Source organism: Streptomyces sp. Ag82_O1-12, from assembly GCF_900182715.1.
GTDB lineage: Bacteria > Actinomycetota > Actinomycetes > Streptomycetales > Streptomycetaceae > Streptomyces > Streptomyces massasporeus.
The window spans coordinates 838,187-857,061 of record NZ_FXUW01000001.1 but is presented as its reverse complement, the minus strand read 5'-3'; the positions used below and the strand labels follow the sequence as shown (position 1 = coordinate 857,061).

22 protein-coding genes are annotated in these 18,875 nt (G+C 72.5%); 11 read left to right on the top strand and 11 right to left on the bottom strand.

The features are described 5' to 3' along the window. Window positions 1–13: 13 nt before the first annotated feature. The 4 genes from QOL88_RS04030 to QOL88_RS04015 form a co-directional block, all read right to left on the bottom strand. Complete coding sequence (locus QOL88_RS04030; protein WP_097215116.1) at window positions 14–703, bottom strand: HAD family hydrolase; 690 nt, start codon at window positions 701–703, stop codon at window positions 14–16. Window positions 704–763: 60 nt separating this feature from the next. Further along, complete coding sequence (locus QOL88_RS04025) at window positions 764–1,432, bottom strand: phosphatase PAP2 family protein (RefSeq protein WP_097215115.1); 669 nt, start codon at window positions 1,430–1,432, stop codon at window positions 764–766. 224 nt (window positions 1,433–1,656) lie between these two features. After that, complete coding sequence (locus QOL88_RS04020) at window positions 1,657–2,592, bottom strand: M56 family metallopeptidase (RefSeq protein ID WP_097215114.1); 936 nt, start codon at window positions 2,590–2,592, stop codon at window positions 1,657–1,659. Between the two features lie 95 nt (window positions 2,593–2,687). Beyond that, window positions 2,688–3,236, bottom strand: a complete 549-nt coding sequence (locus tag QOL88_RS04015; protein WP_097215113.1) for a DUF5134 domain-containing protein — start codon at window positions 3,234–3,236, stop codon at window positions 2,688–2,690. A gap of 149 nt (window positions 3,237–3,385) precedes the next feature. Between QOL88_RS04015 and QOL88_RS04010 the strand changes: the two genes are divergently transcribed. After that, window positions 3,386–5,050 carry an FUSC family protein gene (locus QOL88_RS04010; protein ID WP_097215112.1) on the top strand — a complete coding sequence of 555 codons (1,665 nt, stop codon included), beginning with the start codon at window positions 3,386–3,388 and terminating at the stop codon, window positions 5,048–5,050. Between the two features lie 209 nt (window positions 5,051–5,259). Continuing rightward, on the top strand, window positions 5,260–5,826 hold the full coding sequence (locus tag QOL88_RS04005; protein ID WP_097222851.1) for a MarR family winged helix-turn-helix transcriptional regulator: 567 nt from the start codon (window positions 5,260–5,262) through the stop codon (window positions 5,824–5,826). A 33-nt stretch (window positions 5,827–5,859) separates the two neighbouring features. On the opposite strand, the gene QOL88_RS04000 is transcribed toward QOL88_RS04005, so the two are convergent. Both QOL88_RS04000 and QOL88_RS03995 read right to left on the bottom strand, forming a co-directional pair. Then, complete coding sequence (locus QOL88_RS04000; protein ID WP_097215111.1) at window positions 5,860–6,912, bottom strand: aldo/keto reductase; 1,053 nt, start codon at window positions 6,910–6,912, stop codon at window positions 5,860–5,862. 98 nt (window positions 6,913–7,010) lie between these two features. Further along, window positions 7,011–7,772 (bottom strand): VOC family protein, encoded by a 762-nt coding sequence (locus QOL88_RS03995; protein ID WP_097215110.1) that lies wholly within the window; start codon window positions 7,770–7,772, stop codon window positions 7,011–7,013. Window positions 7,773–7,916: 144 nt separating this feature from the next. On the opposite strand from QOL88_RS03995, the gene QOL88_RS03990 reads away from it, so the two are divergent. Continuing rightward, window positions 7,917–8,219, top strand: coding sequence for a hypothetical protein (locus tag QOL88_RS03990; RefSeq protein WP_306456169.1), 303 nt, complete (start codon window positions 7,917–7,919; stop codon window positions 8,217–8,219). On the opposite strand, the gene QOL88_RS03985 is transcribed toward QOL88_RS03990, so the two are convergent. Next, complete coding sequence (locus tag QOL88_RS03985; RefSeq protein WP_097215109.1) at window positions 8,201–8,593, bottom strand: VOC family protein; 393 nt, start codon at window positions 8,591–8,593, stop codon at window positions 8,201–8,203. The genes QOL88_RS03990 and QOL88_RS03985 overlap by 19 nt on opposite strands. Before the next feature lie 71 nt (window positions 8,594–8,664). Between QOL88_RS03985 and QOL88_RS03980 the strand changes: the two genes are divergently transcribed. After that, window positions 8,665–9,204, top strand: coding sequence for a GNAT family N-acetyltransferase (locus QOL88_RS03980; protein WP_097215108.1), 540 nt, complete (start codon window positions 8,665–8,667; stop codon window positions 9,202–9,204). A 107-nt stretch (window positions 9,205–9,311) separates the two neighbouring features. On the opposite strand, the gene QOL88_RS03975 is transcribed toward QOL88_RS03980, so the two are convergent. Further along, a complete protein-coding gene (locus QOL88_RS03975) occupies window positions 9,312–9,995 on the bottom strand; it encodes a glycerophosphodiester phosphodiesterase (RefSeq protein ID WP_097215107.1) in 684 nt (227 codons plus the stop codon). A gap of 249 nt (window positions 9,996–10,244) precedes the next feature. Between QOL88_RS03975 and QOL88_RS03970 the strand changes: the two genes are divergently transcribed. From QOL88_RS03970 to QOL88_RS03960, 3 genes are read left to right on the top strand one after another with little or no spacing between them, the layout of a single operon-like run. Next, window positions 10,245–11,642, top strand: a complete 1,398-nt coding sequence (locus tag QOL88_RS03970) for a DUF6421 family protein (RefSeq protein ID WP_097215106.1) — start codon at window positions 10,245–10,247, stop codon at window positions 11,640–11,642. Window positions 11,643–11,683: 41 nt separating this feature from the next. Further along, on the top strand, window positions 11,684–12,430 hold the full coding sequence (locus QOL88_RS03965) for an SDR family NAD(P)-dependent oxidoreductase (protein WP_097215105.1): 747 nt from the start codon (window positions 11,684–11,686) through the stop codon (window positions 12,428–12,430). Further along, complete coding sequence (locus QOL88_RS03960; RefSeq protein WP_097215104.1) at window positions 12,427–13,497, top strand: threonine aldolase family protein; 1,071 nt, start codon at window positions 12,427–12,429, stop codon at window positions 13,495–13,497. Before QOL88_RS03965 ends, QOL88_RS03960 begins: the two co-directional genes overlap by 4 nt. Window positions 13,498–13,506: 9 nt before the next feature. Here the strand turns inward: QOL88_RS03960 and QOL88_RS03955 are convergent, their stop codons facing one another. Continuing rightward, window positions 13,507–14,880: a hypothetical protein gene (locus QOL88_RS03955; protein ID WP_097215103.1), complete on the bottom strand. Its 1,374-nt coding sequence runs from the start codon at window positions 14,878–14,880 to the stop codon at window positions 13,507–13,509. A gap of 172 nt (window positions 14,881–15,052) precedes the next feature. On the opposite strand from QOL88_RS03955, the gene QOL88_RS03950 reads away from it, so the two are divergent. Together QOL88_RS03950 and QOL88_RS03945 are read left to right on the top strand one after the other, a co-directional pair. Beyond that, the gene (locus QOL88_RS03950) at window positions 15,053–15,625 is read left to right on the top strand and encodes a transglutaminase-like domain-containing protein (RefSeq protein ID WP_097215102.1); all 573 of its coding nucleotides are present in this window, start codon (window positions 15,053–15,055) and stop codon (window positions 15,623–15,625) included. Window positions 15,626–15,635: 10 nt separating this feature from the next. Continuing rightward, window positions 15,636–16,289: a B3/B4 domain-containing protein gene (locus QOL88_RS03945; RefSeq protein WP_097215101.1), complete on the top strand. Its 654-nt coding sequence runs from the start codon at window positions 15,636–15,638 to the stop codon at window positions 16,287–16,289. Between the two features lie 18 nt (window positions 16,290–16,307). Here the strand turns inward: QOL88_RS03945 and QOL88_RS03940 are convergent, their stop codons facing one another. Beyond that, window positions 16,308–17,036 carry a lysophospholipid acyltransferase family protein gene (locus QOL88_RS03940; RefSeq protein WP_097215100.1) on the bottom strand — a complete coding sequence of 243 codons (729 nt, stop codon included), beginning with the start codon at window positions 17,034–17,036 and terminating at the stop codon, window positions 16,308–16,310. 186 nt (window positions 17,037–17,222) lie between these two features. Then, on the bottom strand, window positions 17,223–17,639 hold the full coding sequence (locus tag QOL88_RS03935; RefSeq protein WP_097215099.1) for a DUF4395 domain-containing protein: 417 nt from the start codon (window positions 17,637–17,639) through the stop codon (window positions 17,223–17,225). Between the two features lie 78 nt (window positions 17,640–17,717). Between QOL88_RS03935 and QOL88_RS03930 the strand changes: the two genes are divergently transcribed. Together QOL88_RS03930 and QOL88_RS03925 are read left to right on the top strand one after the other, a co-directional pair. After that, a complete protein-coding gene (locus QOL88_RS03930; protein ID WP_097215098.1) occupies window positions 17,718–18,131 on the top strand; it encodes a TlpA family protein disulfide reductase in 414 nt (137 codons plus the stop codon). 83 nt (window positions 18,132–18,214) lie between these two features. Next, complete coding sequence (locus QOL88_RS03925) at window positions 18,215–18,706, top strand: flavin reductase family protein (RefSeq protein ID WP_097215097.1); 492 nt, start codon at window positions 18,215–18,217, stop codon at window positions 18,704–18,706. Window positions 18,707–18,875 lie beyond the last annotated feature (169 nt).

Here is an 18,875-nt window from a genome sequence, read left to right as displayed (position 1 = left end):
CGGCGCGTCCGTCTCAGCTCACCAGGTCCAGGACCGGCCGCAGCCCGTCCGGCCGGTCGGCCGCCGGCAGATGGTCCACGAAGTGCACCCCGCATCCCAGAGCGGTGGCACCGCCGTCCGCCCGGCGGTCGTCGCCGACCATGAGGGTGGTGCGCGGGTCGGCGCCGAGCGCCTCGCAGGCGATGCCGAACAGCCGCGGGTCGGGCTTCTGCACGCCGTGCTCGAACGACAGGACGTACGCGTCGATGTACGGGTCCAGGCCGTGCGCGCGGAAGACCGGTCGCAGGTCCCAGCCGATGTTGCTGACCACCCCGACGGGAACGCCCCGCTCCCGCAACGCGCGCAGCACCTCGGCGGCGTCCGGGTACGGGGCCCACGCGGCCGGGGTCATGTGGCGGTCGTACAGCGCGTCGTGCAGCGCCGGGTCGGGCAGCGGCACCTGCCGGGCGAGACCGGTGTAGGCCGCCCGGTGCAGGGCGGCGCTGCGGTCCCGGAGCGGCCAGGCGTCCGCGAGTTCCTCCGGCACGCGCGCGGGATCACCGCCGCCGGGCAGCGCCCCCACCGCCTCCAGAGCCCGGACCGCGGCGGTCGACTCGGCCTCGGTGAGCCGGACATCGGCCGCAGCCAGGGCGCCCCGCAGCCAGGAGTCGGTGGACTCGACGCGGAAGAGCGTTCCGGAGAAGTCGAAGAGCACGGCGGTCATGGGGCGATCCTACGAGGCCGCGGTGCGCCGCGAACGAAGACCGGTGAGGCGGCGACGGGTTCAGGGCTGCCGGCGCCGGTGCACCCACACCGCCAGGGCCACCACCATCGTGCCCAGCAGCCAGCCGCCCACCACGTCCGACGGCCAGTGGACACCGAGCCAGATCCGGGTCAGCCCGACCCCGACCACGGAGACGACAGCCACGGCCACGGCCGTACGCCACACGGCCCGGCCGACGCCGTGCCGGTGCAGGAGCCACAGCAGCAGACCGCACACCACCGTGGCGGTCATGGCGTGGCCCGACGGGAACGCCGAGTAGTGGGCCGAGTCGACGGGATCGGGCCAAACGGGGCGGGGGCGGTCCACCGCGGCCTTGACGCCCTGCTGCAGCAGCGTGCCCAGCGCGACGGCCAGCGCCAGCCACAGCGCCGTCCAGCGCGCCGCCCAGCGCACCACCAGCCACACGACGACGGCCGCGCACAGCAGGCGCATCGTCCACGGGTCCCACACCCAGTCCGTGAGGATGCGGCACGCCTGGGTGAGGGCCGGTTCGTCGACCGCCCAGCGGTGGGTGGTGTCGGCGATCTCCCCGTCCGCGCTGATCAACGGGCTCCATCTCGCCGCGACGAGGGTCAGCAACAGCGCCGAGCACAGGGCCAGGGCGCCGGCGAGACCGGCGGTGGCGCGGTGCTCCGGACGGGGCGGGGAATCGACGGACGAGGTGTGCATACAGCGATCCTCGCCGAACCGGGGGGTCCGGATCCAGTACGGGGAAGATCTTCCGTCACCGGGACGGCATGTGTCGGCCAGGCCGGACCCGCCGGAGGGCGACCGGGCGCCCCGTGCTGGGAGGCTCGGGGCGCTCGGGCACGCGAGGGCAGCGGCCCGGCGTCCAGCGCCCGTGCCGAGCGAGCCCGCGGCCGCCAGGAGCGGGCCGGGCTCGGGCATTTCGGCTACCCCAGCGCCCGCAGCCCCGGCACGAACGCCACCAGCACCGGCACCACGGGCACCAGCGCGGCCGCCGCCGTCAGCCGCAGACGCCGGGTCGCGGTCAGCCGGTCCGGGGGAGTGAGCAACCGGTGCACCCGGGCCGGGACATGGGCCTGCGGAGTGGGGCAGGGCCCGAACACGCCGCGGTGCTCGTTCAGTTCGACCAGAGCCAGGGCCGTCGTGAGGCGGCCGAAGCGGCGCGATGCCGTGTCGTCGGCGGCGAGTTCGACCAGACGGTGCATCTCGTCGCGGAACGCGGCGAACACCGGTACCTGAGGAAAGCCGCCGGCGAGAGCCGAGGAGCAGTTCAGCAGCCAGTCGTGCCGGGCCCGGGCGTGGCCCTGCTCGTGGGCCAGCACCGCGTCCAGTTGCCCGCCCTTCAGCCGGAGCAACGCGGCGGTGGTGACGACCAGTTGCGGGGGAGTGCCGGGCTGCCACCAGGCGTCGGGCTGCTCGCTCTCCAGGACGACGAGCCGGCCGGAGACGGCCACCTCGCCCGGCAGCAGCGGGGCCCGGACCAGCAGATCGGCACGGCGGCGGCGGCGCCGGGCGCGGGCCCTGCCGATCTCGTGGACCAGCATCGCCGCGCTCCACAGCCCGGCGCCGGCCAGCGCGACCGCCGTGGTCGCGGCCCAGGGCCCCGCCGTGCCGAGGGCGTAGGCCTCCACGACCGCGCGCGGGGCCGTCGCGAAGAGGTGCCCGCCGACCGCGTGCCAGGCCGCCGCCGCACTGAGCGTCATGGACAGCGCGCAGCACACGAGGACGGCCGCCACCACGCACTGCCACACCCACAGCGCCACCACCGGCTCACGGTCCGGCCAGTCCGCCCGGGCGAGCAGCCGGGGGGCGACCACGGCGGTCACGGCGCCGAGCAGCAGCAGCGCGGCGGTGAGCATCATGAGGGCAGCCTATGAGCGCGGCCCCGCCCAGGGGTACGCCTTGTGGTGTCAAAGTGACGCAGGCAACGGATCCGTGGGGCGCGGGACGGTCCCACTCACAACGCCAGCAGCATCGCCACCATCGCGATCCCCATGGACAGACGGCAGGCGCGCGCCAGTTCCGGCCGGTCGCCCCATCCGGCTCGCACACCGCCCCCGGCCACGGCGGCGACCGGCACCAGACGGACGCCGGTCAGCAGCACGTAAGCGGCGAAGTAGAGCAGCAGCGCCCCGGTCAGGAGCGGGACTCCCGATCCGCCCCGACCGTGCGCGTGTCCGGGGGAGTCGGCCATGACGAGGGACATGTAGACCATCGCCGCGGCTCCCACCAGGTGGTGGAGATGGTGCGGGCCGGTCCGCGCCGCCCACAGCGCGTGGACCCCCGCCGCCCCGAACACCGCCGCGTAGACGGGCCAGGCCCACGCGGGCGGAGTGAACACCGCCGCGGGGACGGCCATCGCGGCCATCCCGAATCCCATCAGCGCCTCGCCACCCGCGGCACCGCGCTGCTCCTCGGCGCCGTTGCGCATCCGCGCCAGGCAGTAGGTGCCGGTCACCGCGCAGAGCGCCACCAGCAGCCAGCCGGACGAAGCCGGTCCGTGCACGCGCACCTCCCCGTTCGACGGTCGGTCATTCGATGCCCGGGTCATGCGGCGCGCACGCGAGCGCAAGGATGTACACGGGGAGCATTCGACGGAGCACGCCAGCCGGGCGCAGGTGCTTTACTGATAAAACACCTGTTAATCTTGCCGTCATGAGCAGTGCGCCCCCCACCCCCTCCGCCCCACCCGCCCGGCGACTCTCCCTGGCGGGTGTGCTGCGCCTGGGCAGGCCCTCGGAGATCTGGTTCAAGCCCGCGCTGAGCGTGGTCGCGGCGATCGCCCCGCCCGCCTTCACCCTCCTGGCGCTCGGGCGGCTCGACCTCGTGATGTACGCCATGGCCGGGTCCCTGTGCGCGCTGTACGCCCACAACCGGCCCTACGCCGCCCGGGCCCGGGTCCTGGTGTGGGTGGTGCTGGGCATGCTCGGCGGGGTGGCCGTGGCGCTGGTCTCGGCCTCGCTCACCGGCAGCGCCGCCGTCCTGGTCACCGTCGGCGCGCTGCTCGCCGCAGCCCAGAAGGTGCTGTGCGACGCCACCCGGGTCGGCCCGCCGGGCAACGTCGTCCTCACCTTCGTCAGCTCCGCCTCCCTGTTCGCACCGCAGACCCTCGCCCAGGTGCCCGGCCATCTGGCTCTGACCGCCGCGACGGGCACGTGGGCCTGGCTGGTCTGCATGGCGCCCGCGCTGGTCCGGCCGCACGGACCGGAGCGCCGCGCCACCGCCACGGCCCTGAGGGCCGCCGCCGCGTACGCCGACACCGGCGGCACCGGGGAGGGCCACGCCCGGGCCCGCGCCGCGGGCTACGCCGCCGTACAGGCCGCCTGGCAGTCACTGCTGTCCACCAGCGCCCCCTCCCGGACCCGGCGGGCCCTCGAACGGCTCGTCGTCCGCGCCGAGGTCGCCCTCGCGGCGCCGACGGAGGCGGAGGCGGGCCGGCTGCGCACGTGGGCGGGCTCGCTACGCGGCACCGGCCCCGTCCCGGAGGCCGGACTTCCGCGCGCGGCCGCCGACGAACTGCTCGGCGTGGACGCGGCCCGGCCCCTCTGGGCGCGGCTGGGCCCGCTGACCCCGCTCGCGGCACGTACCGCGCTCGGCTGCGCGCTCGCCGGCTACGCCTCCCTCGCCCTCGGGATCGGCCGCCCCTACTGGGCCCTGGTCACCGCCGCCTCGCTGTACCAGGCGAACATCGCGCTGACCTGGAGCCGGGCCGTCCAGCGGGTCGTGGGCAACGTCGTCGGCGTGCTCGTCTTCCTTGCCGTCGTGCCGCTCGCGCACCTGGGCCCGCCGGCGCTCGTGCTGTGCTGCCTGGCGTTCAGCTTCGGTGCGGAGGTGCTGATCAGCCGGAACTACTGGCTCGGCAGCGTCTGCGTGACGCCCATGGCACTGCTCATCACGGAGTTCGCCGGATACCAGACGGCCGGGACGCTGATGACGGAACGGATCGTGGACACCGTCGTCGGCGCGCTGGTCGGGTTCGTCGCCGCCGTCGCGGTCACCAACCGGCGCGCGGGTGACCGCGTCGAACGCGCGCTGACCACCACCGACCGGGCCCGTGAGCACGCCGCCCGTCTCCTGGCCGAGCCGGACCCCGGCCCCGCGGCCCTGGAATCCGCCCGCCGCGGCCTCGCCGTCGCCCTGTCCGACCTGCGCGCCACGGCCGACGCCGCCGCCGGTGAATGGTGGCAGCGGGCCCTGCCCCAGGAGCGGGTCGTGCTCGCCGAACAGTTCGGACACCGTACGCTCGCCGCGACGGCCCGACGCCAGGGCCTGCTCCCGGACCGGGACCCGGCCACCGAAACGGAGGACGCACGGCCATGACGCCGACCGAAGGACCATCGCCCACGGGGAGCGCCGGGGGACGGGCCCAGCAGCCGGGCGACGAGGCGGAACCGGTGGCGGAGGGACGGGCGACCGACGCGGCGGCCGGAGGGGAGCCCGTCGGCGGCGCCCGGGCCGCCGCGGGCGATGTTCCCGGCGGGCCTTCGGCCGAGGAGCGGGCAACCGCCGCCGGGGATCCGGCTCGCGACATGACCGGCGAAGCCGGCCCGGACGTCGGGCTCCACGGCGGAGCCGATCCCGGCGACGGCCGCAGGGGCGACACCGTGGCCGCCGTCGTCCGGCAGTGGCAGGCCGTGCGGCCCGGGCTCGACACCGGGCCGATGGAGATCATCGGGCGCATCAACCGCTGTGCCGCGCTGCTGCAGCAGGCCGAGGACGCTCCGCTGCGCCGGGCGGGGCTCAGCCGGCCCGAGTTCGATCTGCTGGGTGCGCTGCGTCGCACCGGTCACGAGCTGACGCCCGGGGACCTGGCCCGGGAGACCTTCTCCTCGGGGGCCGCCGTCACCAAACGCCTCAAGCAGCTGACCGAGCGCGGTCTGGTCGAGCGGCGCGGGGACACCCGTGACCGCCGGGTCGTCCACCTCCGCCTCACCGACGCCGGACGCGACCTGGTCGACGGCATCCTGCCCGTCCAGCTCGCCTACGAGACCGCCGTGCTGTCCGGCCTGGACGGCCCCGAGCAGGGCGAACTCTCCGCACTGCTCGGGGAGTTGCTCAGCCAGCTCGAAGGGCGGCTCGGCGCGCTGCGGACCTGAACCGGCCCCGGCCGGGGCGTGTCGGCGTACCGGTCACAGCACCTCGTGCACGGTGCGGCGATGCGTGGAGCGGCGGTCGTCGACGGCCGCCCAGCGGTCGCCGTAGATGTTCCGGGTGATGGCAGGCTCGCGGACGAAGTCGTGCGGGAACCCGAGCGGCACCGCGCTCACCTCGTCGAGCAGGGCGAGGGCGTCCGCGTCGAGGCGGACGCCGACACTGCCCAGATTGTCGGCGAGCTGGCTCTCCCTGGTCGCCGCGATGATCGGCACCACGTTGCCCGGCCGGGCCAGCAGCCAGGCCAGCGCCACCTGGGCCGGGCTCCAGCCGCCCTGCTCGGCGACCTCCAGCACGGCGCTGATCACCGCCTCCTCGCGCGGGTCGGCGTCCGCGCCGGTGGTGTCCAGCCGACCGGCCTCGCCCTTGCGGTACTTGCCGGTGAGCTTCCCGGCCCCGAGCGGTGCCCACGCGAGCACGGCCAGGTCGAACGCCCGGGCCTGCGGCAGCAGTTCGCGCTCCGGGGTCCGTTCCAGCAGGCTGTAGCGCAGCTGCGAACCGGCGAACGCGGTCCAGCCGCGCAGCTCCGCCAGGGTGTTCGCCTGGGCGATCTCCCAGGCGGGCCAGTCGGAGACACCGACGTACAGCACCTTGCCCGTGCGGACGAGGTCGTCCAGGGCCCGCATGACCTCCTCGACCGGTGTGAAGTTGTCCCGGGCGTGCACCCACAGCACGTCCAGCCGGTCGGTGCGCAGCCGTCGCAGGCTCGCCTCCACCGACTGGACCAGGTTCTTGCGGTGGTTGCCCGCGGCGTTGACGTCGCCGTCGCGGATGGCGCAGGTGTACTTGCTGGCCAGCACGAACCTGTCGCGCCGCCCGTCGAGCAGCTCTCCGAGGATCCGTTCCGAGCTGCCGTCGGTGTAGTTGTTGGCGGTGTCGACGAAGTTGCCGCCGGCCTCCGCGTAGGCGTCGACGATCCGGGCGCTGGTCTCCTTTCCGGCGCCCCAGCCCCAGTCGTCCCCGATGGTCATGGCGCCGAGGCTCAGCTCGCTCACGCGCAGACCGGTCTTGCCGAACAGTGTGTAACGCACGCTCTCGTCCCCTCCGAGCAGGTCGTACGCAGGACGCTAGGTGCTGGAGCGCACTTCAGCGCAAGTCACAGCAGCCCCCCGCGTCGCACACAGCCGTCTCAGCCCTCGTCGCCCGCCCGGTACACGCCGAACATCGCCCCCTGCGGGTCCCGGAGCACCGCGATGCGCGGCCCGTCGGGAACGGAGGTGGGCACCATCAGGACCGTGCCGTGCCGCTGGACGACGGCGGTGGTGTCGTCCACGTCGGCGACGGCGAAGTACGGCAGCCAGTGGGCCGGGACCTCGGGCGGGAACTTCTCGTCCATCGCCACCATGCCGCCGAAGTCCGCGCCGCCGATGCCGAACTGGGTGTAGCGGTCCGACGGAGCCACCGTCCAGCCGAACACCCGCGTGTAGAAGGACACGGCCCCCTCCGGATCCCGTGTCATCAACTCCACCCAGCCCAGCGAGCCTGGCGCGTTGAACAGCCCGGCACCCGGGAAGGTCCCCGCCTGCCACAGCTGGAACACGGCACCGCCCGGATCGGCGGCCACCGCGAAACGGCCCACGTCGAACACGTCCATCGGGCCCAGCAGCAGCGTCCCGCCCGCCTCGGTCACCGCGCGGACGGTGGCGTCCGCGTCGGTCACCGCGAACGACACGTTCCACGCGACCGGCTGCGACGGCTGGTACAGCGGGGCGAGCGCGGCCACGGCCGCGTCCCCGAGGTGCGCGACGGTGTAGCCGCCGGCCTCCTGACGCGCGTCCGTCTCGGGCCGCCAGCCGAACAGCCGCGTGTAGAACCGCCGGGCCGCGTCCAGGTCGCTGGTCCCCAGCTCGCTCCAGCAGGGGCCACCGGTCACCGGTGCGTCGAGCTTCATGGCGTTCCTTCCACGAGCGGCGGGGGCAGACCCCCGGGGTCCCCCTCCAGCACGCTAAGCCGCTCCCCGGCCTGCCTGCCATCCGGGGAAACCCACTGGTGTGCCGCCGCGGCCCCGGCGTACCCTCGCCCCGTACCGCACCGCGTGACGGCCTCCAGCTCCCTTCACCCGGCCCGGAGGTCCCCACGCCCGCGCCCGAGGTGCGCCCTTTCAGCCGGACCGACCGCGACGGACCCCGCGCAGCACGGCACCGGCCTGGAGCACTGGCTCCTCGCCCGGGCAGCCGACTGGCTGCGGCTGTGCGGCGTCGACCGGCTCGCCGCCTACGAATCGGCCGCCGACAGTGTCCCGCTCGCCCTCCTGGCCGGGGCGGGCTTTCGCGAACTCACCCGCACCGACCGAGGGTGGGAGCACCGCCCGGAGCGAGCTCAGATGCCCGGCCGGTAGCGCATCGGGTGATCCGCCGGCACCTCCACCAGCACGATCGGCGTCCCGTCCGGATCCGCGATCCACATCTCGACCAGCCCCCAGGGCTCCTTGACCGGCGGCCGCACGACGTCCACGCCCTTCGCCCGCAGTTCCTCCTGTGCCGCGGCCACGTCGTCCACCTGCAGCCACAGCCGTACCGCGGGCTCCGGGGGCCTCTCGGACCGGCCCGAGACCTCCAGGAAGCCGCCACCCATGAAGAAGACCGTGCCGCGCTCCGCTCCCGTGCCGAACTCGCGGTAGACGGCGAGGCCGAGCTGCTCGCCGTAGAAGGCCCGGGAACGCTCGGGGTCGGTGGGGCGGAGCAGGATCCGGCTGCTGAGTACATGCACCATGCAGCGGAGCTTAGTGGCGGCGTTACGCTCATCCCTGCCCGAGCCGTGCCGGACAACGGAGACGTACGCCCATGGAGACCGCCACCACCGCCCTGACCTTCCGCGATGCCACCGACGCCGACGTCGACGAACTGGTCGCCCTGATCGAGTCGGCGTACCGGGGCGACGACAGCCGAGCCGGGTGGACCACCGAGGCCGACATCCTCGAAGGGCAGCGGACCGACCCGGAGGGGGTGCTGGAGGTCATCAAGTCCCCCGACAGCCGGCTCATGGCCGTGGAGCGGGAGGGCAGGATCGTCGCCTGCTGCCAGCTGGAGCACCAGGGCGAGAACGCCTACTTCGGGATGTTCGCCGTCAGTCCCCTGCTCCAGGGCGCGGGACTCGGCAAGGTGATCATCGCGGAGGCGGAGCGGCAGGCCCGCGCGACCTGGGGCGTGCGGGAGATGCAGATGACCGTGATCTCCGCGCGCGACGACCTCATCGCCTGGTACGAGCGGCGCGGCTACCGCCGTACGGGACGGATGACCCCGTTCCCGTACGGCGACGAGCGCTTCGGCGTCCCACAGCGCGACGACCTGCAGTTCGAGCTGCTGGTCAAGGAACTGGCCTAGGGGGCTTCTGACGGATCTCCGCGGCGTCGCGACGCCCGGCACGCGCTCTCGCCGCACCGGACGCCGCTCCTTCCTCCGCGGAGATCCGTCAGAAGCCCCCCTAACCGCTACGCCGTGAATCGGCCCGTGCGCTTGATGTCCGGGTGGTCAGTGGTCGCGCCGTCCAGGCCGAACGCCCGGACCAGCCGCAGCTGGTCCTGGGTGTTCACCACCCAGCCGATGATCCTCAGGTCGGCCTTGCGGGCCCGCTCCACGATCTCCAGGGTCAGCCGGCGGATGTTCAGGCAGACGGTCTCGGCACCGGCCTCGACGGCGCGGTCCACGATGTCCGTGCCGTAGCGGCTGGCGATGAGCGCGGTGCGCACGCCCGGCACCAGCGGCTTGATCTCGGCGATCGCCTCGTCGTGGAACGAGGACACCTCCACCCGGTCGGCCAGCCCGCGCCGGTTCATCACCTCGGCCAGCGCCCGCGCCGCCTGCTTGTCCTTGATCTCCGCCTGGAGCGGCGTGTGGACGGCGTCCAGCACCTCCTCGAAGACCGGCACCCGCTCGCCCCGGCCCGCGTCCAGGGCCCGCAGCTCGGCGAGGGTCTTCTCGGCGATCGGGCCGGTGCCGTCGGTCGTGCGGTCCACATCCGTGTCGTGCATGACGACGAGCGCGCCGTCCTTGCTCAGATGCAGATCGAGTTCGATGGCGTCGAGCCCCGCCTCCTGGGCGGCGACGAAGGACCGGAGGGTGTTCTCGGGTTCCACACCCATGATTCCGCGGTGACCGATGGTGAGGAAGTTCAAGACGCGACTCTCTTCCGTCGACAGGCGGCACTGGGGGCCTGACGGCCCCCCTGACCGTATCGCCTGGACCCGCCCTGTGCAGAGAGTGAGGGCATGGTCGCTGTGCATCCGGGCAGAAGCATGACCGACAGGAAAAAGTGCGGTGAAGGAGAGGGTCAGGCAGGATAATTTCCCGGGTTCACCCTTGCTGGGAGGAACCTCGTGTGTATACGGTCTGCATACGTGAGATTCTCCCGTGGAAGGTGGGACATGACGGAAATTCTTGTGCAGGTGGGTTCGGAGGAAGGTCTTCCTCCCGTGGCCAGGGTGGTGGAGCACCCGGCATGGCCCGTGCTCAAGGATGCCGTGGAGCGGATCCGGCCATGGCAGTCCAAGGACGGGTCGATCCACTTCGACGCCGAGGGCGCGCCCGACCCGGCCGACGCCGAGCTCGCGGTCCGCGAGGTCGCCGACGCCGTCCTGGAGCTCTCTCCGCTGCTCCCGCACGACGGCGCCTATCACGAGGCCCTGGTCAAGGACCTGACCCGGTGGGCCGACAGCGGCTTCCAGGTGCCCGACTTCCTCGACTCGCTGCTGGCCTTCCAGCCCGCCGCCAACCGTGCGGACGGCCTCCAGCACCTCGTCGTCTTCCCCATGTACACGCAGAACGGCAATCCGGACCGCAACCTCGAGGCGGTCGTGCTGCGGATGGTCTGGCCGGACTGGCTGGCCGAGCTGGAGCGCACCCGCTACGACAACCCGCTGTTCTGCGGCATCAAGTTCGAGGACTTCACCTCCGGCTACGACACCAACTCGGCCGTGCTGTTCCCCGAGACCATCGCCGTGCGCGAGGCGCCGGAACGATTCACCTGGGGCGGCATCTTCTGTGACCGCGAGGCCGCCCGCTTCCGCCGGGTGACCGACGCCGCCGTCGACATCCTGAGCCTGGAGCTGCCCGAGGACGTCGCCGCCATGGTCCACGACCAGAAGCGCTGCGAGGAGGCGTTCGTCCTGTGGGACATGGTCCACGACCGCACCCACAGCCACGGCGACCTGCCCTTCGACCCGTTCATGATCAAGCAGCGCCAGCCGTTCTGGATGTACGGCCTGGAGGAGCTGCGCTGTGACCTCACCGCCTTCAAGGAGGCCGTGAAGCTGGCGGCGGACGGCGTCCCGCAGGCCCGTGACGTACAGGTCGCGGTCCTCTTCGACCGCATGTTCCGCTTCCCCGTCACCGGCGAGCGCGTCCGCAACTACGACGGTCTCGGCGGCCAGCTCCTCTTCGCCTACCTGCACAAGCACGACGTCGTCCGCTGGACCGACAACAGGCTCACCATCGACTGGGAGCGCGCCCCGCAGGTCACCAACCAGCTGTGCGCCGAGATCGAGGACCTGTACCGGGACGGCATCGACCGCCCGAAGCTCGTCCACTGGTTCGCCGGGTACGAGCTGGTCTCGACCTACCTCTCCCCGCACCCGGGCTCCAAGTGGGCCAAGGGTCCCGACGCCCTGGACACGACGCAGCCGCCGCGCAAACTCGTCGATGACGTGCTTCCGGACGAGTTTCCGCTGAGCATGTTCTATGAGGCACTGTCCAAGAAGCTGAAGAACGTGATCGCCTCCACCAAGGGCATCACGGCGGACGGCGCAGAGCGGATCGCCGCATGAGCGATCGGCGTACCGGGAACACTGCTCAGGAGGCGAAGATCATGGGGAACGGGGCGCTCAGCGGTGCGGTGATCGCGGTGGCCGGAGCGGGCGGACCCGCCGGCCGGGCCGCGCTGCTCAGGCTGGCCGAGGCGGGAGCCACCGTCATCGGCTCGGACAACGATCCGGAGCGGCTGGCGGAGGCGGTCGACGCGGCGAGCTTCGCGTCCGGCGGCGCCACCGTCACCGGTGACACGGTCGATCTGCTGGACCTGGGGGCCACCCGCGACTGGGCCACCCGCATCGAGAAGGACTTCGGCCGCGTCGACGGCCTGGTCCACCTCGTGGGCGGCTGGCGCGGCAGCGAGACCTTCACGCGGACCAGCCTCGACGACTGGGACTTCCTGGAGATGCTGCTGGTCCGCACGGTGCAGCACACGTCCCTCGCCTTCCACGAGGGGCTCCAGCGCAGCGACCGCGGTCGGTACGTGCTGATCAGCGCCGCGGGCGCCAGCAAGCCCACCGCGGGCAACGCCGCCTACGCGGCCGGCAAGGCGGCGGCCGAGGCCTGGACGCTGGCCATGGCGGACTACTTCCGCAAGGCCGGGGGCGCCGAGGGGCCGACGTCGGCTGCTGCGATCCTGGTGGTGAAGGCGCTGGTCCACGATGCGATGCGCGCCGACCGGCCCAACGCGAAGTTCGCGGGCTTCACCGACGTCAAGGACCTGGCCGAGGCCATCACCGAGGTCTGGGACAAGCCCGCCGCCGAAGTGAACGGAAACCGTCTGTGGCTCACCGAGAAGCCGTGAACCCGCCGAAGACCGACGCCCGCCGTCATCACGACCCCGAGGTCCGCGGTTTCGCCAGCGACAACTACGCCGGGGCGCACCCGGAGGTGCTCGCCGCCCTGGCCCTGGCCAACGGCGGGCACCAGGTCGCCTACGGCGAGGACGCCTACACCGAGAACCTCCAGCAGGTCGTCCGCAGTCACTTCGGGCCCACGGCCGAGGCGTTCCCGGTCTTCAACGGCACCGGCGCGAACGTCGTCGCGCTCCAGGCGGTCACCGACCGCTGGGGCGCGGTGATCTGCGCGGAGAGCGCGCACATCAACGTCGACGAGTGCGGCGCCCCGGAGCGGGTCGGCGGCCTGAAACTGCTGACCGTTCCGGCGCCCGACGGCAAGCTCACGCCCGAGCTGATCGACCGGCAGGCGTACGGCTGGGACGACGAGCACCGCGCGATGCCGCAGGTCGTCTCCCTCGCCCAGGCCACCGAACTGGGCACGGTCTACACGCCGGACGAGATACGCGCCCTCTGCGAGCACGCCCACGCGCACGGCATGAAGGTGCACCTGGACGGCTCGCGGCTGGCCAACGCCGCCGCCACCCTGAACGTCCCGATGCGGACGCTCACCAACGCGGCCGGCGTCGACATCCTCTCCCTGGGCGGCACGAAGAACGGCGCCCTGTTCGGTGAGGCCGTCGTGGTCCTCAACCAGGACGCCGTCAGCCACATGAAGCACCTGCGCAAGCTGTCCATGCAGCTCGCCTCCAAGATGCGCTTCGTGTCGGTGCAGCTGGAGGCCCTGCTCGCCCGGGACCTGTGGCTGCGCAACGCCGGTCACGCCAACGAGATGGCCCAGCGCCTCGCCGAGGGCGTGCGGGCCGTGCACGGGGTGGAGATCCTCTACCCCGTGCAGGCCAACGCGGTCTTCGCCCGGCTGCCCCACGACGTGAGCGAGCGCCTTCAGAAGCGGTTCCGCTTCTACTTCTGGGACGAGGCCGCGGGCGACGTCCGCTGGATGTGCGCCTTCGACACGACCGAGGAGGACGTGGACACGTTCGTGGCGGCACTGAAGGAGGAGATGGCCCGCTGACCCGCGGGCTCACCGGTTGACGACGATCTCCGTCCTGTTGTTGCGCAGGTCCGGGTCGAACTTCCTGATGCTCAGCTCGGGATCGTCGTTGAGGGTGACGACAGTGGTGTGCGCCCCGCGCACCACACGGTCGATCCGCAGCGGGATCTCGAACGTGTAGGACGCCTTGTCGTGCAGGTGGATCGGCGTCCGGCAGTAGTGCGTGGTGGGGGACGTGCCGTCCTCCGCCGTCCAGCACCTGTCCTCCGGCAGGGTGCCGACGGACGTGCCCTCCGGGGCCTGGAAGCGCACGGTGGCCACGGCGGCGCCCGCGCCCAGCGACGCCACCCAGGCCGGCCCGCGGTTGTGCACGGTGATCTTGGCGGTCACCGTGTCACCGGCGGCCCCGCGCACCCGGCTGCCGGTGAGCTTCAGGTCGGCGGTGTTGCGGGCGTCGAGGATGACGGACCCGTAGTTGTCCTGCGGGTCGATGTCGGGCTCCGCCGCCGAGGCCCTGGCACCGGCCGCGGGGCGCAGGTCCAGTTCGGTGCCCGTGCCCCGGGTCCATGTCCATTCGCCGCGGGCCTCGGCCAGGGCCTCGTCCGAGTAGGGCTGCACGGAGTGGTCGAACCGCTCGTACAACGCCTTCCGGCCGACGCCGAGTTCCGTGTCCAGCGCGAACCGCTGTCCCGGTGCCACCGCCTCGTCCAGCACGCACAGGGCTCCCGTGCCGGTGTCGTGCTCCCGGTACTCGCAGTTCGCGTGCCGTTCCGTGAAGCGCAGCCCGTAGGAGGCGTCGAGCCACAGCAGGGTGCGCTCCGCGGTGCGGTTCCCGCTGTTGGACAGCGTCGCGCGGACGCTCGTCACGGTGCCCGGTCTGAGGTCCCGCTGGTGGGGTGCCTCGCTGAGCCCGAGGTCCGGTCCGTTGCCCACGCCTACCCGGGTCTCACCGGCGTGGGACGTCAGGTCGCCCGCGGTGGCCGAATACCGCACCTGGCCCGAGGAGCCGACATCCGCCCCCGGCAGCGCGCGCAGCCCGAACGTGGCCGCCCGCACGCTGTCCGTCCCGGTCGGCATCTCCGGGAAGGCGCAGACCGCCCGGGTCTCCGACTCGGGCTCGCAGTTCGCGGGCCACGACACCCGCGCGAAGCCGGCGATCTCGCTCACGTCGACGGTGAGCTGCCCGGCGGGCGCTCGGCCGTCGGCGACATCGCGACTGACCGCCACGTCCAGGCTGCGTTCCGGCGCGCCGCCGCCCGCGTCCGCACCGGGCAGCACCGTCTCGTACGGCGCGCTGATCCACAACTCGTTGTCCAGGGCGTGGGCGGGCCCGGTCCCGGCAGCGGCCGCCGCCAGTGCGCCACAGGCGACAGCCGCTCCGAGCATGCGCTGTAGATGTCTCATGTCTTCTCCTCGTCACTGGTCCGCGGTCCCGAGACCCGCGGCCCGGCGGAAGGGTTGTGACGGCGCGACTGGTTGCGGCGGTGTTCAGCCGTTCTTCTCCGTGATGCATAGGTATACGGAAGTACGGAAAGTGATTGACTCGGGAGTGGGTCACTTCCTAAGCTCTGCGCGCATGCAGATGATCCAGCAGGCGCCCGACCTCTCCGCTTACTTGGCCGCCGACGAGGTGATCGACCACCACCACCCGCTCGTGCGCGAGACGGCGGCGAGGCTCGCCGACGGGGTGGCCGACTCGTATGAGTATGCGCGGATGGCCTTCGAGTTCGTGCGCGACACCATCCCGCACTCACAGGACTCCGGTGATCTCCGCGTCACCTGGCGCGCCTCCGACGTCCTGGAGCGGCGCACCGGCATCTGCTACGCCAAGGCCCACGCGCTGACCGCCCTGCTGCGGGCCGAGGACATCCCCACCGCGCTGTGCTACCAGAAGTTCGACGTGGTGCACGGGCTGGTCGCCGTGCGGTTCAACGGCGCGTGGCACCGGCAGGACCCCCGGGGCAACAAACCCGGTGTCGACGCCCGGTTCTCCCTCGACGGTGAGCGGCTCGCCTTCACGCCCGACCCGGCGTCCAGTGAACTGGACTACCCGGTACTGTATGCAGCACCGCATCCGGTCGTGCTGGACGCCCTCACGGCGGCTCGCGACCGGCGGCACCTGTGGCAGACGCTCCCCACCGCACTCTGAGGCGACGACCATGACGCTCACGCTGACCGTGTCCGACGACGTACGCGCCCTCGCGCCCGGCTTCACCCACGTCGCGATCGAGGCGCACGGCCTGGTCAACGGGCCGAGCAGCGAGGCCGGTTCGGCCCTGCTGGACGACGCCGCCCGCCGGCTCGCCGCACGACTGGACGGCCGCGCCCCGCACGAGGACCCGCACATGGCCGCCTGGCGCCAGGTCTACACGGCGTTCGGCTCGAAGCCGTCCCGGACCCGCAACTCGGCGGAGGCGCTGGCCGACCTCTACAACGCCGTCTCCGTCGCCCATCTGATCCCCGTGGGCGGCGAGGACATCGACCGTATCGAGGGCGGCATGCGGCTCATCCGCGCCACGGGGCGGGAGGAGTTCGTGACCGTCGCCGGGGGCGAGGAGAGCGTCGAGCACCCCGACGCGGGCGAAGTGGTGTGGTGCGACGACGCGGGCGTGACCTGCCGGCGCTGGAACTGGCGTCAGGGCCCGCGCACCCGGCTCACCGAGAAGACGACGTCGGGCGTCTTCCTGCTGGAGAGCCTGGCGCCGATGCCGGTCGCCGAGGTGACGGCGGCCGCGGCGGAACTCGCCGGACTGCTGGCGCAGTTCAGCCCCGGAGCGGACATCTCCGTCCGGGCTCCGGAGCCCACGGCCTGAGCCCCGGCGGGACGGGCGTCAGTGCGCCTCGGTCGCCCGCACCTGCTCCGGCGTCGGGGCCGTGCCGCCGAGGTGCGCGGGCATCCACCAGGTGTCGTCCGGACCCTTGGGGCGGACCGGGTAGGCGCGCTGAGCGGCCTCCAGGAGCTCCTGGACGCGCTCCCGCAGCTGGCGCGTGATGGCGCCCGCGTACTTGTCGCGGGAGGCCTCGATCGCCTCGCCCACCCGGATGGTGATGGGGATGTGGCTGCGCTTGAAGTTGCGCGGGTGGCCCTTGGTCCACAGCCGCTGCGTGCCCCACACCGCCATCGGGATCAGCGGGACGCCGGCCTCCTGGGCCAGGCGCGCCGCGCCCGACTTGAAGCTCTTCAGCGTGAAGGACGGCGAGATCGTCGCCTCCGGGAAGACCCCGATGATCTCGCCCGATCGCAGCGAGTCCAGGGCGTGCGCGTAGGCCGCCTCGCCCTGCTTGCGGTCCACCGGGATGTGCTTCATGCCGCGCATCAGCGGGCCGGAGATCCGGTGCCGGAAGACGGACTCCTTCGCCATGAAACGCACGAGACGTTTCTGCGGCAGCGCCGCCAGGCCGTCGAAGACGAAGTCCAGGTAGCTGATGTGATTGCTCACCAGCACGGCGCCGCCCGAGCGCGGGATGTTCTCCGAACCCTGGAGGTCGATCTTGAGGTCCCACACCTTGAACAGCGTGCGGGCGAAACCGACGACGGGACGGTAGACGAGCTCTGCCATGGGCGGGTCGGACCCTTCCTGCTCTGCCTGGGAAGGGATTCCCAGTGGAAGTTACGCAGCCGTAGGTTTACGGCTTGTCGCAGATCGTGCCCGAAGAACGGCCGGGTAGCCAGTCCTCGTGCCCGACGGCGGCGAGATTCTCGTCACGTCGCCCCGCGCTTCCCACCTCGTGCTTTTGCTCTCCCATTACCCCGCGCGCACCGTCACCCGCCGCGCGAGCAGGTACAACTCGCATCCCAGGCAGTACCCGAACGCAGCATTGAGGAAGGCGGCGGCGAGCGCGGCGCCGGTCGCTGCGAGTCCCAGCCAGCCGGGTCCCAGGGTGAGGCCGACGAGCCCGAGTCCGGCGAAAAGCAGCCCCACCGCCTGGGCGAAGCGCGGTGGTTCGGGCGCCTCGAACTCCCTCGGCGGCCCGAGCCGCGGCCGTACGGCCTTGGCGAACAGCAGGCCGTAGGGGGAGCGTCGGACCCCGCCCGCCGCGCCGAGCAGGAACGCCAGCGTCTGCCAGGCCAGCAGCCAGGCGCTCCCGGTGACCAGAACGACCGCCAGCACGGCGGCCGTGACGGCCGCGCCGAAGCGCGGCCCCCTCACATCGATGTCCATGAGAACCAAGCATTCCGCAGCCCGGCCGTGCGCAGGGGCCGGGAATCTTTGCGGTCTCGTGAACGCTTGCAGCAGGTGATGACCGGACTGGTGGTGTGCGTGGTGGTGCTCGCGGTGGCGAGCGCCTACGGAGTGCTGCAACGGCGGCGGAGCGGGAGAGCGCGGGTGCGCGGGCGGGACGACGGCAAGCGGCTCGATGCGGCGGAACTGGGTGCGGAACTCGGCGAGCGGGCCACGCTCGTGCAGTTCTCGAGTGCGTTCTGCGCGCCCTGCCGGGCGACCCGGCGGGTCCTCGGCGAGGTCGCCGCGGTGGTGCCCGGCGTGACCCACGTCGAGATCGACGCCGAGGCCCAGCTGGACCTGGTGCGGCGGCTGGACATCCTCAAGACGCCGACGGTGCTGGTCCTCGACGCCGACGGCCGCGTCGTGCGGCGGGCCACGGGGCAGCCGCGCAAGGCCGACGTGATCGCCGCGCTGGGGGAGGCGGTGTGACGGGTGTGACGCCGCCAGTGAGTCATCTCCCACATCACGGAACGAACTTGACTGCGCATACCATTTATCGTCAGCCTGACCCCATGCCTGCGGACCTTCTCGCCACGCCCGACCTCCTGCGCTCGGTCTTCCGGCGGCACGCGGCGGGAGTCGCCGTCATCACCGCTCGTGGCGAGGCCGGACCGGTGGGTTTCACCGCCACCTCCCTGTCGTCCGTCTCCGCCGAGCCGCCCCTGCTGTCCTTCGGCGTCGGCACGGGCTCCTCCAGCTGGCCCGCGATCGCGGCGGCGGACCACGTCGGTGTCCACATCCTCGGCGAGCACCAGCAGGAACTCGCCGCCACCTTCGCCCGCAGCGGCGCCGACCGCTTCGGCCCGCCCACCGCTTGGAGGGAAGGGCCCGAGGGCGTCCCGGTCCTCGACGGGGTGGTGGCCTGGCTGGTGGGCCGGGTCGTGGCGCGCATACCCGCCGGGGACCACCGGATCGTGCTCGCCGAGGTGGTGCACGGCGACCCCTCGGGCGCCGGCCGTCCGCTCCTCTACCACCAGGGACGATTCCAGCGCCTGCGTGACTGAACGGGGCGTCCCCCGGGCTGCGTGACCGTCGAGTTCCGGTTACGCTGCGTTGCGAAGGTCACAGTTCAAAGCGCTTGCTTAGCGGGAACGAACTGGGTGTACTGACGAGTAATATTTCGCTCGAGGCGTGGGTTCGCCCCGACCGGGATCGGACGCTAGAGGCGCCTAT

What these genes read in the sequence shown, in the direction of transcription:
- QOL88_RS03945 (WP_097215101.1), top strand. Translation starts at nt 15,636, where the DNA reads ATGACGCTCACGCTGACCGTGTCCGACGACGTACGCGCCCTCGCGCCC.
- QOL88_RS03980 (WP_097215108.1), top strand. Translation starts at nt 8,665, where the DNA reads ATGGAGACCGCCACCACCGCCCTGACCTTCCGCGATGCCACCGACGCC.
- QOL88_RS04020 (WP_097215114.1), bottom strand. Translation starts at nt 2,592, where the DNA reads ATGATGCTCACCGCCGCGCTGCTGCTGCTCGGCGCCGTGACCGCCGTG.
- QOL88_RS03965 (WP_097215105.1), top strand. Translation starts at nt 11,684, where the DNA reads ATGGGGAACGGGGCGCTCAGCGGTGCGGTGATCGCGGTGGCCGGAGCG.
- QOL88_RS03930 (WP_097215098.1), top strand. Translation starts at nt 17,718, where the DNA reads ATGACCGGACTGGTGGTGTGCGTGGTGGTGCTCGCGGTGGCGAGCGCC.
- QOL88_RS03950 (WP_097215102.1), top strand. Translation starts at nt 15,053, where the DNA reads ATGCAGATGATCCAGCAGGCGCCCGACCTCTCCGCTTACTTGGCCGCC.
- QOL88_RS03940 (WP_097215100.1), bottom strand. Translation starts at nt 17,036, where the DNA reads ATGGCAGAGCTCGTCTACCGTCCCGTCGTCGGTTTCGCCCGCACGCTG.
- QOL88_RS04025 (WP_097215115.1), bottom strand. Translation starts at nt 1,432, where the DNA reads ATGCACACCTCGTCCGTCGATTCCCCGCCCCGTCCGGAGCACCGCGCC.
- QOL88_RS03985 (WP_097215109.1), bottom strand. Translation starts at nt 8,593, where the DNA reads ATGGTGCATGTACTCAGCAGCCGGATCCTGCTCCGCCCCACCGACCCC.
- QOL88_RS03925 (WP_097215097.1), top strand. Translation starts at nt 18,215, where the DNA reads ATGCCTGCGGACCTTCTCGCCACGCCCGACCTCCTGCGCTCGGTCTTC.
- QOL88_RS03995 (WP_097215110.1), bottom strand. Translation starts at nt 7,772, where the DNA reads ATGAAGCTCGACGCACCGGTGACCGGTGGCCCCTGCTGGAGCGAGCTG.
- QOL88_RS03955 (WP_097215103.1), bottom strand. Translation starts at nt 14,880, where the DNA reads ATGAGACATCTACAGCGCATGCTCGGAGCGGCTGTCGCCTGTGGCGCA.
- QOL88_RS03935 (WP_097215099.1), bottom strand. Translation starts at nt 17,639, where the DNA reads ATGGACATCGATGTGAGGGGGCCGCGCTTCGGCGCGGCCGTCACGGCC.
- QOL88_RS04005 (WP_097222851.1), top strand. Translation starts at nt 5,260, where the DNA reads ATGACCGGCGAAGCCGGCCCGGACGTCGGGCTCCACGGCGGAGCCGAT.
- QOL88_RS04010 (WP_097215112.1), top strand. Translation starts at nt 3,386, where the DNA reads ATGAGCAGTGCGCCCCCCACCCCCTCCGCCCCACCCGCCCGGCGACTC.
- QOL88_RS03970 (WP_097215106.1), top strand. Translation starts at nt 10,245, where the DNA reads ATGACGGAAATTCTTGTGCAGGTGGGTTCGGAGGAAGGTCTTCCTCCC.
- QOL88_RS04030 (WP_097215116.1), bottom strand. Translation starts at nt 703, where the DNA reads ATGACCGCCGTGCTCTTCGACTTCTCCGGAACGCTCTTCCGCGTCGAG.